Below are 16,117 nucleotides of genomic sequence, written 5' to 3'. Positions count from 1 at the left end.
TGGATTTGATAATTCAAATTATTATTGGATATTTTATTTGTACATTTTTGAGAGCATGTAATTACTTTCCGATACAAAAATTAGCAAAAATATTCCCCAGTAAGTCATCGTTGGTTATCTCTCCCGTAATCTCACCAAAGTGATACAAAGCCTGGCGGATGTCAATGGCCAACAAATCGCCTGAAAGTTCTGAATCCAGTCCATATTTGACTTTTTGAATTTCTTCAAAGGCTTTTAGGAGGGCATCGTAATGTCTAGTGTTAGTGACAATGGTTTCGTTGTTTCTTAACGCACCAGTGTTAATGAGATTCAATAAGGTGTCCGTCAGCTGCTCCACTCCAAATCCAGTTTTAGCAGAAATAGGAATAAGATGTGAAGTATGAGGTGCGAGGTGTGTCGTTAAATTGGCCAATTCTACATCTGAGATCTGATCAATTTTATTGAGAACGACCAATAATTGTTTTTGTGGGAACCTATTCTTTATTTTTTCGATTTCTACAGTGAATGATTCAACCGTTCTTAGATCTTTGCTCAACTGAAGACTGCTAACTAAAAACAGCACCACTTGTGCCTGCTCTATTTTTTCAAAGGTTTTTTTGATGCCGATACTTTCTACAACATCTTGGGTCTCTCGTATGCCAGCAGTATCGATAAATCGGAAGCTCATCCCTCCTATCATCATTTCGTCTTCAATCGTGTCTCTCGTTGTTCCCGCAATTTCAGAAACGATGGCGCGCTCTTCATTGAGTAAGGCATTTAACAAGGTGGATTTTCCAACGTTTGGCTCACCAACAATGGCAACGGGAATACCGTTTTTGATGACATTACCTACCGCAAAGGAATCGATTAATCGTTTTAAAACGTTGATGATTCTAGTAATCAATTTATAAAACTCATCGCGATTGGCAAATTCGACGTCCTCTTCAGCAAAATCAAGTTCGAGTTCTATCAGACTTGCAAAATTCAGCAATTCGTCCCGCAAGTGCTTGATTTCATTACTAAAACCTCCCCGCATTTGCTGCATGGCTATTTTATGGGATGCTTCGCTATCACTCGCTATTAAGTCTGCAACGGCTTCAGCCTGACTCAAATCTATTTTACCGTTTAAAAACGCTCTTAGAGTGTACTCTCCCGCATTTGCCATGCGACAGCCGTTCTTTAAAAATAACTGAATGATTTCTTGTTGGATATAAAGACTTCCATGACAGGAAATCTCAATCACATTTTCACCAGTATAGGAATGTGGATTCTTAAAAATCGTCACCAAAACCTCATCAATAACTCTAGGTCCATCAACAATATGTCCCAAATGTACGGTATGCGATTTTTGCTCTGACAAAGATTTTCCAGAAACAGATTTAAAAAATTTTGAACCAATAGAAACAGCTTCTTCTCCCGAAAGTCGTATCACCGCAATCGCACCACTTCCTGAAGCTGTGGCCAAGGCAACAATAGTATCATTAGCAATCATAACGCATCATTTTCCTGCAAAAATATCGTAAAAATGCCATCTTTCAGGTATTAAGCCAATTTTCTTAGAGATTTGCAATTTGGAGCCTCACCTTTAAATCTGACATAAACTAACATATTTGTAAAACTATGAAAAACATTGCAATGAAAAGAATGCTCGGTATTTTTGTATTGTCCCTACTATTAACTTCTTGTAAATCTGAACCGAAAGTAGAAAAAGACAGTTATGTCATCAACGGAACAGCTCCAGGCGTAGTTAATGGCGTAAGGGCCTATTTAAAAAATGGTGGACAGTCAAAGGCGCGAACCTATCTAAGACTCAGCGATTATTATAGAGGAAAAATTCACATTTAAAGGTGAAATTGCGGCACCAACTATAACTTTTAACCACCAATAATGTAAATGGCAGCTTGCCTAAAATTATTGAAAATGAAGAGTTTACAGTCTTCGTAGATCCTGATACGCTTGTAGGCTCATCCAGTTCAGGGTCTAAATCTAACGATGCATGACACTTTATAACACTCCAATTCAAAAGTTAACTGATAAACGCAATGGCCTACTTATAAAGCGACTCCTTTAACTTATATTTTAGACGCATCAGCAACTATGGTAGCAAAAAGCCTGAGAGGCGCTGCATCGGATGCTAAAATTGATGACCTTTTAAATTAACCTATGTCAAATTCATTTGAGCATAAACCGATTCTAAAATATTGAACGGAAAGAAGCTTAGATTTTTTGTTATAATTTCCCCATTTTGTGCATCACAAACAATAACACAATTGGGATGGCCAACAAACCAACCATGAGGAGATCCGTTTGAAAAAGCGATGGCAGGAGGATTAAGGTCACCACATACCCGGCAATTGCGCCCCCGAAATGGGCATCGTGGCCAATATTCCCAATTTGTTTTTTCATGCCATAGATGGAATATAACAAGTACAAAATACCAAATACATACGCAGGAATAGGTAAAGGAATAAACATCAAGCCCAACTGCATATCAGGTTGTAATAAAATAGCTGCATAAAGCACACCCGTTACCGCGCCACTTGCTCCTACGGCACTATAGTGGTATTCATCTTTATGAAAATAAAGCGATAGTAAATTTCCTAAAATCAAACTTGCAATATAAATTATCAAAAAATGAAGCGTTCCTAAATGATAAATGACCACCGGTGCAAAGAAATACAAGGTGAACATATTAAAGAAAAGATGCATTGTGTCCACATGCAAAAATCCGGAACTGAATATCCTAATTTTTTCACCACGTCTTATACCGCCTACATTAAATTTATACCGTTCAAAAAAACCCATATCATTAAATCCTTTAAATGAAATGATGGCATTTGCCGCAATTACAATAATGGTGACCAAATCTAAATTCCCCATAAACTTATATTATTTATTTTAAAGCATATCTTTGCACGTGCAAATCTAATATTAAAAAATGCAATTTCTTGTTTACATCCTGGCTTATCCATTTATTTGGCTAATTTCCATACTTCCGTTTCGACTACTTTACGCATTTTCTGATGGCATCTATATAATTATCTACAATCTGTTAGGTTATAGAAAAAAAGTAGTTCAAGACAACCTAAGATTGGTCTTTCCGGATAAACCTGAGTCTGAAATAAACGATATCACCCAGAAATTTTATCATCATTTTTGTGATATGATGGTGGAAGCTATAAAGTCTCTGACCATTTCTGAAAAATCGATGCGAAAGCGCTTTAAATTTGCAAATGTGGAACTCCTTAATGATCTTGAAAAGCAAAACCGAAGTATCATTTTAATGTGTGGTCATTATGGGAGCTGGGAGTGGATTTTTATCCTCCAAAAGTTTGTTACCCACAAAGGTTACGCGGTTTACAGTCGTTTGGGAAATAAATATTTTGATAATATGGTAAAAGGAATTCGTGCCAAATGGGACAGCACCTTAATTACCACCAAAGAAACGGTTCCTACTTTGAAAAGATCAAAAGTAAAGGGCGATTTGACCATCAGCGGATTTGTATCAGACCAAACTCCTTTAGTATCCAGAGCTTTTCATTGGAATGAATTTATGGGCATCAAAGTGCCTATTCATACCGGAGCTGAAATGTTGGCAAAGCGATTGGACATGTCGGTTGTGTTTTTTAGAGTGAAACGTCTTAAACGCGGCTATTACGAAACCACTTTTGAATTGCTTGCCCAAAATCCGAATGATTTTCCAGATTATGAAATAACGGATATTTTCACCAAGAAACTTGAAAAACAAATCCGCGAAGCACCACAATATTATCTATGGACGCACAGACGGTGGAAACATAGAGATAAAGTGCCTGAAAAATATCAGTAAGTAAAGTAAAATCTCTCACGGATACACAGAAGGTTGTGAAGGATTTCTGAAGTCGTTTTTTAAAAATACATCATTGAATACAAGGGCCATACACGTTCCAATTGCATCAATTACAACTCAAACCATTCATCAAGCGGTAGCTCAAACCTATCTTTCACTAAGGCAGCATGGTGCACAAACTCATTAGTTGCAGGAATATATTTATAATCCTTTGCCCATTCCTTATGATGTTTGGCAAGTTCTTTTAAGCTTTCACAAACATAAACCGTTTCTTCAGTAGTTGTTGTAGGATGGATGGACATACGAATCCAACCTGGCTTACGGGTCAATTCACCCAATGAAATCTCATGAGTCAATTTATTTGATGTCTCAATATCAACATGCAACAAGAAATGACCGTAAGTACCTGCACAACTGCATCCTCCACGTGTCTGGATTCCGAAGCGATCATTCAAAAGTTTTACGCCCAAATTATAATGCAGGTCATCAATATAGAAAGAAATCACTCCTAATCGGTCTTGATGCTGGCCTGCCAAAATATTAATATTAGAAACAGGGTTGAGCTCATTGAAAATATAATCAATGATTTCATGCTCGCGCTCCAGCATTTTATCAACGCCCATTTGCTCTTTTAGCTTTATGGCCAAAGCCGTTTTTATAGTTTGCAGAAATCCCGGAGTTCCACCATCTTCCCGATCTTCAATATTATCAATGTATTTATGCTCTCCCCAAGGGTTGGTCCAACTTACGGTTCCGCCTCCTGGACTATCCGGAATCATGTTTTTGTAAAGTTTCTTATTGAAAATTAAAACCCCCGAAGTTCCAGGTCCTCCAATAAATTTGTGAGGCGAAAAGAAAATGGCATCCAACGCTTGTTCTTCATCTTCTGGATGCATATCCATGTCAACATAAGGCGCCGAACACGCAAAATCAACAAAACAAACACCGCCGTTTTGGTGCATCACTTTAGCAATGTCATGATAAGGGGTCTGAATCCCTGTAACATTTGATCCGCCGATTACCGAAGCAATCTTAATTTGGCGATCGTTATATTTTTCAAGAAGTGCTTTAAAGTTTTCCATGCAGAACAAACCGTCTTCCCCCGGAGGAATGACTTCAACCTTTGCAATGGTTTCCAACCACGACGTTTGATTAGAATGGTGTTCCATGTGTGTGATAAAAACCACAGGTTTCATTTCATCTGGAACTAGCGTATGTTTTCGTAGATTTTCAGGTACTTTCAATCCTAAAATCCGCTGAAACTTATTGATGGCTTCTGTCATGCCACTACCGCAACAAATCAATACATCATCATCATTACTGTTCACATGATCTTTAATGATATACTTTGCCTTATGATACGCCTTAGTCATGGCCGTACCTGAAACGGTAGTCTCGGTATGGGTATTGGCCACATACGGTCCAAATACATTCATCAAAGTTTCTTCAATAGGTCTGTATAATCGTCCGGAAGCGGTCCAATCCGTATAAACAATTTTCTGCTTTCCATATGGCGTCATAAATTCTTGATCGATGCCAATGATTTGCTTTCTGAACTGCTGAAAATATCTTTCTAGTTCTGTTGTTTTTGTATTGGATATTTCAGTCGTTATCATAGCTTTAAACTCATGTATTAATCCCGTAATAATAGGGATAAAATCAATTCTTAATGCGTATTTGTTCCTATAATCTGCGGGGTCAGATTCTTACGCCTCGTATTCCATGCAAAGACACTAAATGTTCGCGATAGCCTTTATTTCGGAAATTATTTTTTCGCCAAGAGCATCTGCCTCATTTTGAGATGGCGCTTCGGTATAAATCCTGATGATTGGTTCGGTATTACTCTTTCGCAAATGAACCCAACTCTCACTAAAATCTACTTTCACCCCGTCAATCGTCGTTAACTTTTCGTTTTTGTAGCGTTCCTCCATCGCTTTCAAAATAGCATCCACATCCAAACCTGGAGTCAACTCTATCTTTTTCTTTCCCATAAAATAGTTTGGATATGTTGCTCTAAGAGCGCTTGTGGTCATTTCTCTTTCTGCCAATAAGCTTAAAAATAAAGCCACCCCAACAAGCGAATCACGACCATAATGCAATTCAGGATAAATAATGCCGCCATTTCCTTCGCCACCAATAATAGCGTTGGTCTTTTTCATTAATTCTACAACATTTACCTCTCCTACGGCACTGGCCTCATAACTTCCTCCATGTTTTTCAGTAACATCTTTCAAGGCACGCGTAGAACTCATATTGCTCACGGTATTCCCAGCAGTTTTACTCAAAACATAATCGGCACAAGCAACAAGCGTGTATTCTTCGCCAAATATCTCACCGGTTTCATCCATAAAAACCAATCGGTCCACATCAGGATCTACAGCAACTCCTAAATGAGCACGTTCTTTCACAACAAGGGCTGATAAATCGGTCAAATGTTCTTTTAACGGCTCTGGATTGTGTGGAAAATCGCCGTTAGGTTCACAATGAATTTTCACAGTTTCCACACCCAAACGTTCCAATAGCAACGGAATGGCAATCCCTCCTGTAGAATTGACTGCATCCACAACCACTTTAAATTTGGCATTTGCAATAGCTTGCTTATTAACTAAAGGCATCTTTAAGACTTCATCAATATGAATGTCAATATAGGCATCATTCTTTGTAATTATACCAAGATTGTCTACTTCTGAAAACGTCATTTGATCATTTTCAGCAATTTCTAAAATCTTTGCACCTTCCGCTCCATTTAAAAATTCGCCGTTAGAATTTAGCAGTTTAAGGGCATTCCACTGTTTTGGGTTATGGCTTGCCGTTAAGATAATACCACCATCAGCGTGCTCCATTGGTACGGCAATCTCTACTGTTGGGGTTGTTGACAATCCGAGATCAATAACATGAATGCCCAAACCAACTAGAGTATTCATCACTAAATTTTGGATCATTTCTCCAGAGATTCGTGCATCACGACCAACCACAACGCGGTAATTTTCCTTATGTCGTTGATCCTTCAACCATACGCCGTAAGCCGCTGCAAACTTAACCGCATCGATAGGGGTTAAATTATCACCAACTTTACCGCCAATTGTACCTCGTATTCCTGAAATTGATTTAATGAGTGTCATAAAACTGTTTTAAAGTGAATAGCAAATATACAATTCAAAAACTGAAAGCTTTACCAAGAACTTGCCGAATTTTGTGATGCGCTTTTAGTATAACTAAAAACCTATTTCGTAAATTACACCAATGAATTTTTTAGCCCACATTTATCTTTCAGGAGACAACGAATTAATCACTATTGGCAATTTCATGGCAGATGGCATCAAAGGGAAACGTTACAAAAGTTACCCTATTGACATTCAAATGGGCATTCTTCTTCATCGGGAGATTGACACCTTTACAGATGCTCATCCCACCGTGAGATTAAGCACCAAACGACTACATGAAAATTACGGCCACTACAGTGGCGTGATTATAGATATTTTATACGATCATTTTTTGGCTAAAAACTGGTCGCAGTATTCTGATATCCCTTTAAAAATATATACGGATGATTTTTATCGCTCCTTAAAAATGCATTTTGAAATTTTGCCTTTGCGGATTCAAAAAATGATGCCCTACATGATTGACGATAATTGGTTATTGAACTACGCCAACATTGAAGGCATCCAAAAAGTTTTAAACGGCATGAACATCCGCACTAAAAATATTTCAGGAATGAATAGAGCTACCGAAGAACTCAAGCAGTTCTATGATGAATTTGAGACCGAATTCACATCTTTCTTTGAGGAGCTCCGTACATTTTCAGCAGAGAAATTAGCAACATTACAGTTCATCTACGCATCAGAATAATACAGCAAAACTGTCGATTTATGATCTTTTTTAATGTCTGTCTTTATGTGTAATTTACTTCATTTCTACCGTAGCCATCTTTGCAGCTTCGCGTGCAATTCCTAACTTCGCAAATTAAACTCATAACAAGTGGCCAAACCTAAAAAAATATTAAAAATTGTTGTTGGGATCATAGTATTCTTTACGCTTCCCTCGCTACTCCTATTCGGTTTTGTATATCTTAAATACAATGAGGACTTACCAACTGGAATTAAAAGTGAGCAAGCTGAATTATTAGCGACTAAAATGCTAGATGCTCTCGATCATGAAGCTTATAAAAACACCAGCTATCTGGAATGGACCTTCGATAAGCGGCATCATTATAAATGGAACAAAGCCAAAAATACTTGTGAAGTCTATTGGAAAGCTTATAAAATCAATCTCGATTTGAGCGACACATCCAAAAGTGAAGCGTTTCAAAACAAACAAAAAATTGAAGATCCTTCTTCTCAAAAGCTAATAGAAAAAGCCATCTCTTTCTTTAACAATGATTCGTTTTGGTTGGTGGCGCCCTATAAGGTTTTTGACGCTGGCACGGAACGCAGCATCGTAACTCTAGAAGATGGAACGGAAGCTCTTTTAGTGACTTACACGTCCGGCGGAACGACGCCAGGAGATTCCTACTTGTGGCATTTGGATGCTTCCGGAAAACCAACAAGTTTCCAAATGTGGGTGGATATTTTACCTATCAACGGCCTGAAAGCCTCTTGGAGCGATTGGACCATTGCTGAAAGTGGCGCGCAATTACCAACTTTTCATAAGTTTATGATCTTTGGATTTGAGATTACGGATTTGTTGGGAAGGGAATAAGTTCAGAGTTCTGAATTTATGTTTTTAGTCGACAAACAAAATTGTTTTAAAAAATAAAACCTCACTAAAAACAGATTTAAACTGTGACTGAAACCTGCAACTGACAGCTGATGCCATTCCCCAAACGGCTTTAATTTCGAGATGATTTTTGATTAACGGTCATAGACAAGAACCTTGAAATGACAAATATCGAAGATCCAAGTTCAACCATGAAAACTCACGAAACAAAAAACGAGAAAAAAAGAAAACTAACATCTGAAATTGTCTGCCTTTCCAAAGCCTAGCGAAGACGGAAACCCTGAATACTTAAGACTGAAAAATGAACACTCCCAGCTATCCCTTCTGCCCCACAAAATTATGATCCTTAAGCTTAAATAACACATTAAAAGTCGTTAAACTTCCATAGCTTCTTGTGATGTATTGCTGCAAATCAATCTTTTCTTGTTCCTCAAGTTTACTGCCATTGATTTTCTGCTCCATTACCCGCAAACGGTCACGTACCATGGTAATTTTATGAAAAAATGTATCTATAGGAACTTCGGTCGGTTTTAAATTGGCATCTCCTGGTTGCATGATAAGTTTACCGCCCTTCCATTTATCGCCGATGTTGACCACTTCGCTCACATCACTCCACTTTTTCAAAATGGCTTTCAATGTGCTTTCCACTTCATAGAAACTAATGGTATCCACATCATCTTCCGCAGCTTCAATAACTTCAAAGTCGCTGTCCAAGTCTATTGTTTCCAATCCACTATCAATAAATGTTACCCAATAATGCTTTGATGTAACATTTGTGACCACACCTTTACCAAATTCTGGGTGATTAATTCTAGAACTTATTCCTAATAATTGCATGAATTGTGTTTTATAGTTTGAATTACAATAATAATAAATCCGTCGGTATTCCCTTCTTATTTTTTCAGGTATAAGTACTGCAATTTCGCTTTCATATTTTAAAAACCTGATTTTATTCCGACGATTAGAAGTCGAAATCATCGCATTTTAGCTTTATAAAAATTAGTTTTGTCTAAACCGATTCATTATGAGATTATCTATTTTAATCCTACTCTTTACCATTCCGGTACTTTCCCTATCACAAGACAAAGATTTAGAATACAACAAGAGTAATTGGAAAAACGCGGTTAAAGACGCTACCGATAATGAGCGCTTAAAGTTCTTGGATAGCTTGGCAGGCGCAATTAGATACGACAGTACCTTTAATAGTGATTCTATTTTTCGAGTTACTATTTCATTCGCACAGAAAATGGATTCGATAAATATGGCCATGAAACACGCCATCAATTTTATCAATTATCTCAATTATGAAACAAATGACTATAAAGAAGCCAAAAATTTAATCAAGAGCACTTATCCGCTCTTAGCTAAGGTTTCAAAACCAAATATCCTGGATGATTTTTATTATGAAGCGGCTTATGTTTATTATGAATCAAGACATTTTGAAGAAGCCATAAAACTTTTTGATAGCGCCTATGTTTATGCTAAAAAATACAATTCCAAATATATAGAACTCTCTAAGTTTTCCATAGCGATGGCTCATGTAAATAATGGGAAATTTGGTGAAGCTTCCATAGAACTTCAAAAGGCTGCACTTCTTTTTCAAAATAAGAAAGACACTTTAATGTGGCTAAACGCCAAAAATTCTATGTCCATTCTCTACAGTAAAAATGGTTTTTTTAAAGAAGCGAAAGAAGAAAGGAATGAACTCATAAAACTAGCTAAAATATCCAATTCCTTCCCAAATTTAGCACTCGTATATTATAACAACGCAGCGGATGACAATAAAATTAATTTACAGGACAGCCGAATCAAAAACCTGAAATTGGCATTGGTAGAAAATCAAACTTCAGAAAACAAAGCGCATTTTGAACCTGCATTAAAAGCAGGATTGACAGCAGCGTTGGCAGAAAATGACAGCCTATATCAAGCCCAAAACCTATTGAAGGAATTAGAGATGGAGGTTGATAATATGACAGGACAAAACGCTCATTACTATTTAAACGCTAAAATGAGAGTGGCGTTTGCCCAAAATGACTATGAGAATGCTTTAAAGTATGCCTTGAAACTCTACGATCTGAAAATTGGTGGGGATCAATATGAAGAAATTCAAGAAGCGGAGTTGTTCCTATCACAAGTTTACCAACGTATAGGAAATAATGACCAAGCTTTTTCACACTTCAAAAATTATACTAAAATTAAAGACTCCATTGGCAGTATTCAAAAAACCCGTGTTCTAGCGTATTATCAAACGATTTATGAGACAGAAAAACGCGATTTAACCATCCAAAATCAAAACAGCAATATTGCGCTGTTAGATTCCGAAAACAAACAAAAAAATCAGTGGTTGCTTTTTGGAGGTTTGGGGTTATTGGGACTGTTTGGATTTATGACCATAGTTCGATCGAACAACAACAATAAACGACGGCAAAAACAACAGGAACTGTTTACACAAGATATCATCAACACCCAAGAGCAGGAGCGCACCCGGTTGGCTTTTGAATTGCATGACTCCGTTGGACAACAGCTCATGCTTTTGACCCGAAAATTAAAAACGATTGAAGACCCCTTGTTTGGAACTTTAGCCAGTGATACGCTAGATAATCTTCGCACCATCTCGCAAGGTTTATATCCCGCAGCATTAGAACGTTTAGGGTTTACTGCGGCCATTTCGGATTTAGTCAATGAAATGGATGAAAAAACAGATGTTTTTTTTACCTTAGAATTGGAGAATACAGACCAACTCATTTCCAAAGATAAAGCCTTGCATTTATATCGCATGCTTCAAGAGGCTTTGAACAATGTGCTAAAACACGCAGATGCCAAAGCCGTATTTGTAAGAATTGAAAACACATCCAACACGATTGTTATGACGATCAAGGATAACGGCAAAGGCTTTGATTATAACCATGCCGTAAACACTTCTAAAAGTTTAGGAATGAAATCTCTCATGGAGCGTTGTAAAATAATTTCAGCACAGTTAGAGATAGAATCAAGCTTAGGAAAGGGCACCCAGCTTATTATAAAACTTCCCGTCAGGAATATATAACCAGAAATTACATTCTATTAAGAAAAAATAAATAATCAATAATGCAATCCTGAAATTGTCAAAAGTTAATTATAATTGAGTCATATTAAAAGCAACTATTGAGATGCAACAAGTGCATTAATGTTGAATTATTTAGCTTATAATACCACTAACCGTAGATAAAAAATGTAGTTTTACATAAGATAAAACCTACAGCTCTTGGAAAATAGCATCCCTAAAATTAGCATCACTATTGTTATTGCCGAAGATCACCCAATCATGCTCAAAGGTCTTAAACAAGAGCTTGAGCAAGTGGGATATCAAATTATTGGTACCGCTGAAAATGGTACAGAGGCGGTCCGCACCATTCTTGCCTTGAAACCCGATATTGCGCTTTTAGATATTGAAATGCCTTTGCTAAACGGTTTTGAAGTAATGGCAAAATGCACTGAAAATCAAGACTTAAAAACACGTTTTATTGTGATGACCTATCACAAACAGAAGAACTTTGTAGCACAAGCCAAAACCCTGGGTGTTCACGGATATCTTTTAAAAGAGGACAGTATTGAGGAAATTGAACATTGCATTGCGACAGTCATGAATGGCACCATTTATTATAGTAGGTCATTAGGGGCCGAATTAGAAATCGATGTGGAAAATGAACTCAAAAAACTTACCCTTCTAACTCCTTCTGAACGAAAAATTATTCAATTGATTGCTCAAGGCAATAACTCTACTGAAATTAGCGATATGTTGTGTGTATCTCCAAGAACCATTCAGAAGCACCGCACAAACATTATTGAAAAGCTCCATCTTGATCCCGCTGCTGACAACCTCATTAATTGGGCGAAAGAATTTAAAAATTTGAATTGATCTGCAAAAACACAAAAAAGTAGATGCATTTATGAAAATTTAGGCCATTTGTATTCAAAAAAATTACTCAGATATTGAAGCAAGTTCTGACTTCTTTTTCGACCGACAAGCACTTTAACCGCTCCTGGCACTTCATTTTCCAATCCACATTATTTAACAAAACTCTAAATATCAACTCCTTCCTTTTTTACTGCATAATCTGTACCTTTGCAAACTTACCTGTAAATCAGGTAAGATTGCTATGTATATGAGTAAATTTGAAGAAACTATTGAGGTTCAAGGCGCACGTGTCCACAACCTGAAAAATATAGATGTTTCCATTCCTAGAGAGCAACTTGTAGTCATTACAGGGCTTTCAGGAAGTGGCAAATCATCCCTGGCATTTGATACTATTTATGCCGAAGGCCAACGGCGTTATATCGAAACATTCTCGGCTTATGCCCGTCAGTTTTTGGGCGGTTTGGAACGCCCGGATGTTGATAAAATTGATGGGCTCTCGCCCGTCATCGCCATCGAACAGAAAACCACAAGTAAGTCGCCACGCTCCACCGTTGGAACGATTACAGAAATATATGATTTTTTGCGTCTGTTATACGCTAGAGCAAGTGATGCCTACAGCTATAATACTGGCGAAAAAATGGTAAGTTATACCGATGATCAAATTAAAAGTTTGATTATGGAAAGCTTTAACGGCAAGCGCATTAATGTTTTGGCGCCTGTGATACGCTCTCGAAAAGGACATTACCGTGAATTATTTGAACAAATCGCAAAACAAGGGTTCGTAAAAGTACGAGTGGACGGCGAAGTGAAAGACTTGGTCAAAGGCATGAAGTTGGACCGCTATAAAAACCACGATATCGAAATTGTGATTGACCGTCTAAAAATTGACAACACTATCGATAATGAAAAACGACTTACGGAAACCATCAACACGGCTATGTATCATGGCGAAGATATTTTGATGATTTTAGATCAGGACACCAATGAAACCCGTTACTTTAGTAGAAGTCTGATGTGTCCTACTTCAGGAATTTCTTATCCCAATCCAGAACCCAATAACTTTTCATTCAATTCGCCAAAAGGAGCTTGTCCAAAATGTAATGGGATCGGAAAACTCTATCAGGTCAATGACAAGAAAATTATTCCCGATGAAAGTATTTCCATAAAAGCAGGTGCGTTGGCACCTCATGGGCCTTATAAGAACAGCTGGATTTTTAAGCAGTTTGAAACCATTGCCCAACGCTTTAATTTTCAGTTGACAGATGCTTATAAAGACATTCCTGAAGAGGCGAAAAAAATGATTTTATATGGCGGCAATGAAAAATTCTCTATAGAAAGCAAGACCTTGGGGGTGACCCGCGAATATAAAATTGATTTTGAAGGAATTGCCAATTTTATCGAAAACCAATTTACGACAGCTGAAACCACGTCTTTAAAGCGATGGGCCAAAGAATACATGGACAAAGTGGAATGTGACGCCTGTAACGGATCACGTTTACGTCAGGAATCGCTTTTCTTTAAAGTCAATGGACTAAACATAGCCGAATTAGCCAATAAAGACATTATTGATCTCGCCAATTGGTTTGCTGATCTGACGTCTCACATCTCTGAAAAACAATTAAAAATTTCAGAAGAAATCATCAAGGAAATCAGAACCAGATTACAGTTTCTATTAGATGTTGGCTTGGAATATCTGTCTCTTAACCGAAGTTCAAAATCCTTATCGGGTGGTGAAGCACAGCGGATTCGTCTCGCAACTCAAATTGGATCACAATTGGTTGGCGTCCTTTATATTTTGGATGAACCAAGTATTGGATTGCATCAACGAGATAATGAGAAATTGATCAAATCATTGGTCGCCCTTCGTGATATTGGCAATTCTGTTATTGTTGTAGAGCACGACAAAGACATGATTGAAAGCGCCGATTATGTGATTGACATTGGTCCAAAAGCAGGAAAATATGGTGGAGAGATCATCAGTGTTGGAACACCTGAAGAATTAAAAACCCACCACACCTTAACGGCAGATTACCTTAACGGAACCAAACAAATCGAAGTCCCGAAAAAACGTCGAGAGGGCAACGGTAAGTTTATCGAGTTGAAAGGCTGTACAGGAAACAATTTAAAGAACGTCTCGGTAAAATTTCCATTAGGAAAAATGATCGGCGTAACTGGTGTTTCTGGAAGTGGCAAGTCAACATTGATCAACGAAACCCTCTACCCTATTCTCAATGCCTATTATTTTAATGGCGTCAAGAAACCAATGCCTTATAAGAGCATTAAGGGTCTGGAACATATTGATAAAGTAATTGATATTAACCAATCTCCAATTGGTCGAACACCGCGAAGCAATCCTGCAACCTACACCAAAACTTTTGACGAAATTCGCAGTTTATTTGCTAAAATCCCAGAGGCAATGATCCGGGGCTACAAACCGGGGCGTTTCAGTTTTAATGTCAAGGGTGGTCGTTGTGAAACCTGTCAAGGTGGTGGATTACGGGTCATTGAAATGAACTTCCTTCCAGATGTCTATGTGGAATGTGAAACTTGTCAAGGCAAACGTTTCAATAGGGAAACTTTGGAAATTCGTTATAAGGGCAAATCGATTAGTGATGTTTTGGATATGACGATCAATGAAGGTGTCGATTTTTTCGAACATATTCCTAAAATTCACAAAAAATTAGAAACTATCAAAGATGTCGGTCTGGGCTATATCACGCTTGGCCAACAAAGCACGACCCTTTCTGGTGGTGAGGCTCAACGTATTAAATTAGCGACCGAATTAAGCAAACGCGATACTGGAAACACGTTTTACATTCTTGACGAACCTACAACAGGCCTACATTTTGAAGACATTCGGGTATTACTCAATGTTTTGAATAAATTGGTCAATAAAGGGAATACCATCTTAATTATTGAGCACAATATGGATGTCATTAAAACCATGGATTATATTATTGATATAGGCTATGAAGGCGGAAAAGGTGGCGGGCAGGTTATTGTGGAAGGCACGCCAGAAGAAGTTGCAAAACATAAAAAAAGTTATACCGCACAATTTCTAAAAAAAGAGCTAGAACTCTCAAAATAATTGTGCTGTTGGCTATATAACAAACAAATCATTAGCTATAATGTTAAAAATTTATCGATATCAGCACCTTTATGGACTAGAAACTTTAGTATCTTAGTGGTATAACTTTAAAACTAACTATTATGAGAGGTATTCTTTGGCTTGTTGCCGTAATTTGTATTGTAATATGGCTTTTGGGCTTTTTAGGCGTTGCGTCAGGATTAGGTGATAACAGCCTAATACATATTCTTTTAGTGATCGCAGTTATTGCTATCCTTTATAATATCATTTCTGGGCGTAAACCACTTTAAGAAAATTAAAAAAACAGTTTACATTTTGTAAATTAACGCAAGGCAAATCAAATTTTGATTTGCCTTTTTCTTTTTTCATCAACGGTGACATTTTAATTGAGATTGCTAAGGTGTAATTTCTAAAAAGGTTCACCTACGGTATGGAAGTTTCAAAAATGGCGAGATAGGCAAACTTTGTTATTTCTATAATCCTCAACAAAATTGTTTTAAAACCCTTTGTATGGAGATTTTATCTTATTTTCCATTAAATTTGTGTGCTTTATAGGGAAATATCTCGGGGTGACGAATGACGGCGGACGGGATAAAAGAAGCTTGGA

13 protein-coding genes are annotated in these 16,117 nt (G+C 37.4%); 8 read left to right on the top strand and 5 right to left on the bottom strand.

Annotated features, from left to right (window positions below; translation table 11 throughout):
- Positions 1-61: 61 nt before the first annotated feature.
- Complete coding sequence (gene mnmE, locus G525_RS0103140; RefSeq protein ID WP_027124863.1) at positions 62-1,471, bottom strand: tRNA uridine-5-carboxymethylaminomethyl(34) synthesis GTPase MnmE; 1,410 nt, start codon at positions 1,469-1,471, stop codon at positions 62-64.
- Positions 1,472-1,599: 128 nt separating this feature from the next.
- Here mnmE and G525_RS0103135 point away from each other — a divergent pair, with 128 nt between their 5' ends.
- Positions 1,600-1,824, top strand: coding sequence for a hypothetical protein (locus G525_RS0103135; protein WP_027124862.1), 225 nt, complete (start codon positions 1,600-1,602; stop codon positions 1,822-1,824).
- A gap of 384 nt (positions 1,825-2,208) precedes the next feature.
- Here G525_RS0103135 and G525_RS0103130 read toward each other — a convergent pair whose 3' ends face one another.
- On the bottom strand, positions 2,209-2,859 hold the full coding sequence (locus G525_RS0103130) for a rhomboid family intramembrane serine protease (protein WP_027124861.1): 651 nt from the start codon (positions 2,857-2,859) through the stop codon (positions 2,209-2,211).
- Between the two features lie 58 nt (positions 2,860-2,917).
- Between G525_RS0103130 and G525_RS0103125 the strand changes: the two genes are divergently transcribed.
- Complete coding sequence (locus G525_RS0103125; RefSeq protein ID WP_027124860.1) at positions 2,918-3,808, top strand: lysophospholipid acyltransferase family protein; 891 nt, start codon at positions 2,918-2,920, stop codon at positions 3,806-3,808.
- 110 nt (positions 3,809-3,918) lie between these two features.
- Here G525_RS0103125 and G525_RS0103120 read toward each other — a convergent pair whose 3' ends face one another.
- Both G525_RS0103120 and glmM read right to left on the bottom strand, forming a co-directional pair.
- A complete protein-coding gene (locus G525_RS0103120) occupies positions 3,919-5,424 on the bottom strand; it encodes an aminotransferase class V-fold PLP-dependent enzyme (protein WP_027124859.1) in 1,506 nt (501 codons plus the stop codon).
- Positions 5,425-5,541: 117 nt separating this feature from the next.
- Complete coding sequence (gene glmM, locus G525_RS0103115) at positions 5,542-6,930, bottom strand: phosphoglucosamine mutase (protein WP_027124858.1); 1,389 nt, start codon at positions 6,928-6,930, stop codon at positions 5,542-5,544.
- Between the two features lie 121 nt (positions 6,931-7,051).
- Between glmM and G525_RS0103110 the strand changes: the two genes are divergently transcribed.
- Together G525_RS0103110 and G525_RS0103105 are read left to right on the top strand one after the other, a co-directional pair.
- Positions 7,052-7,657, top strand: coding sequence for an acyl carrier protein phosphodiesterase (locus G525_RS0103110; protein WP_027124857.1), 606 nt, complete (start codon positions 7,052-7,054; stop codon positions 7,655-7,657).
- A 129-nt stretch (positions 7,658-7,786) separates the two neighbouring features.
- Positions 7,787-8,506 (top strand): hypothetical protein, encoded by a 720-nt coding sequence (locus G525_RS0103105; RefSeq protein WP_035478790.1) that lies wholly within the window; start codon positions 7,787-7,789, stop codon positions 8,504-8,506.
- Positions 8,507-8,839: 333 nt separating this feature from the next.
- On the opposite strand, the gene G525_RS0103095 is transcribed toward G525_RS0103105, so the two are convergent.
- The gene (locus G525_RS0103095) at positions 8,840-9,361 is read right to left on the bottom strand and encodes a hypothetical protein (RefSeq protein WP_027124855.1); all 522 of its coding nucleotides are present in this window, start codon (positions 9,359-9,361) and stop codon (positions 8,840-8,842) included.
- A gap of 187 nt (positions 9,362-9,548) precedes the next feature.
- Here G525_RS0103095 and G525_RS0103090 point away from each other — a divergent pair, with 187 nt between their 5' ends.
- From G525_RS0103090 to G525_RS22190, 4 genes are all read left to right on the top strand, one after another.
- Positions 9,549-11,570: a tetratricopeptide repeat-containing sensor histidine kinase gene (locus G525_RS0103090; protein WP_027124854.1), complete on the top strand. Its 2,022-nt coding sequence runs from the start codon at positions 9,549-9,551 to the stop codon at positions 11,568-11,570.
- Positions 11,571-11,768: 198 nt separating this feature from the next.
- Positions 11,769-12,422 carry a response regulator transcription factor gene (locus G525_RS0103085; RefSeq protein WP_157491865.1) on the top strand — a complete coding sequence of 218 codons (654 nt, stop codon included), beginning with the start codon at positions 11,769-11,771 and terminating at the stop codon, positions 12,420-12,422.
- 247 nt (positions 12,423-12,669) lie between these two features.
- Positions 12,670-15,510, top strand: a complete 2,841-nt coding sequence (uvrA, locus tag G525_RS0103080; RefSeq protein WP_027124852.1) for an excinuclease ABC subunit UvrA — start codon at positions 12,670-12,672, stop codon at positions 15,508-15,510.
- A 122-nt stretch (positions 15,511-15,632) separates the two neighbouring features.
- Positions 15,633-15,800: a lmo0937 family membrane protein gene (locus G525_RS22190; protein WP_157491864.1), complete on the top strand. Its 168-nt coding sequence runs from the start codon at positions 15,633-15,635 to the stop codon at positions 15,798-15,800.
- Positions 15,801-16,117: the final 317 nt, after the last annotated feature.

The organism is Gelidibacter mesophilus DSM 14095 (genome assembly GCF_000423005.1).
GTDB lineage: Bacteria > Bacteroidota > Bacteroidia > Flavobacteriales > Flavobacteriaceae > Gelidibacter > Gelidibacter mesophilus.
This window is presented reverse-complemented; position numbering and strand designations above follow the sequence as displayed.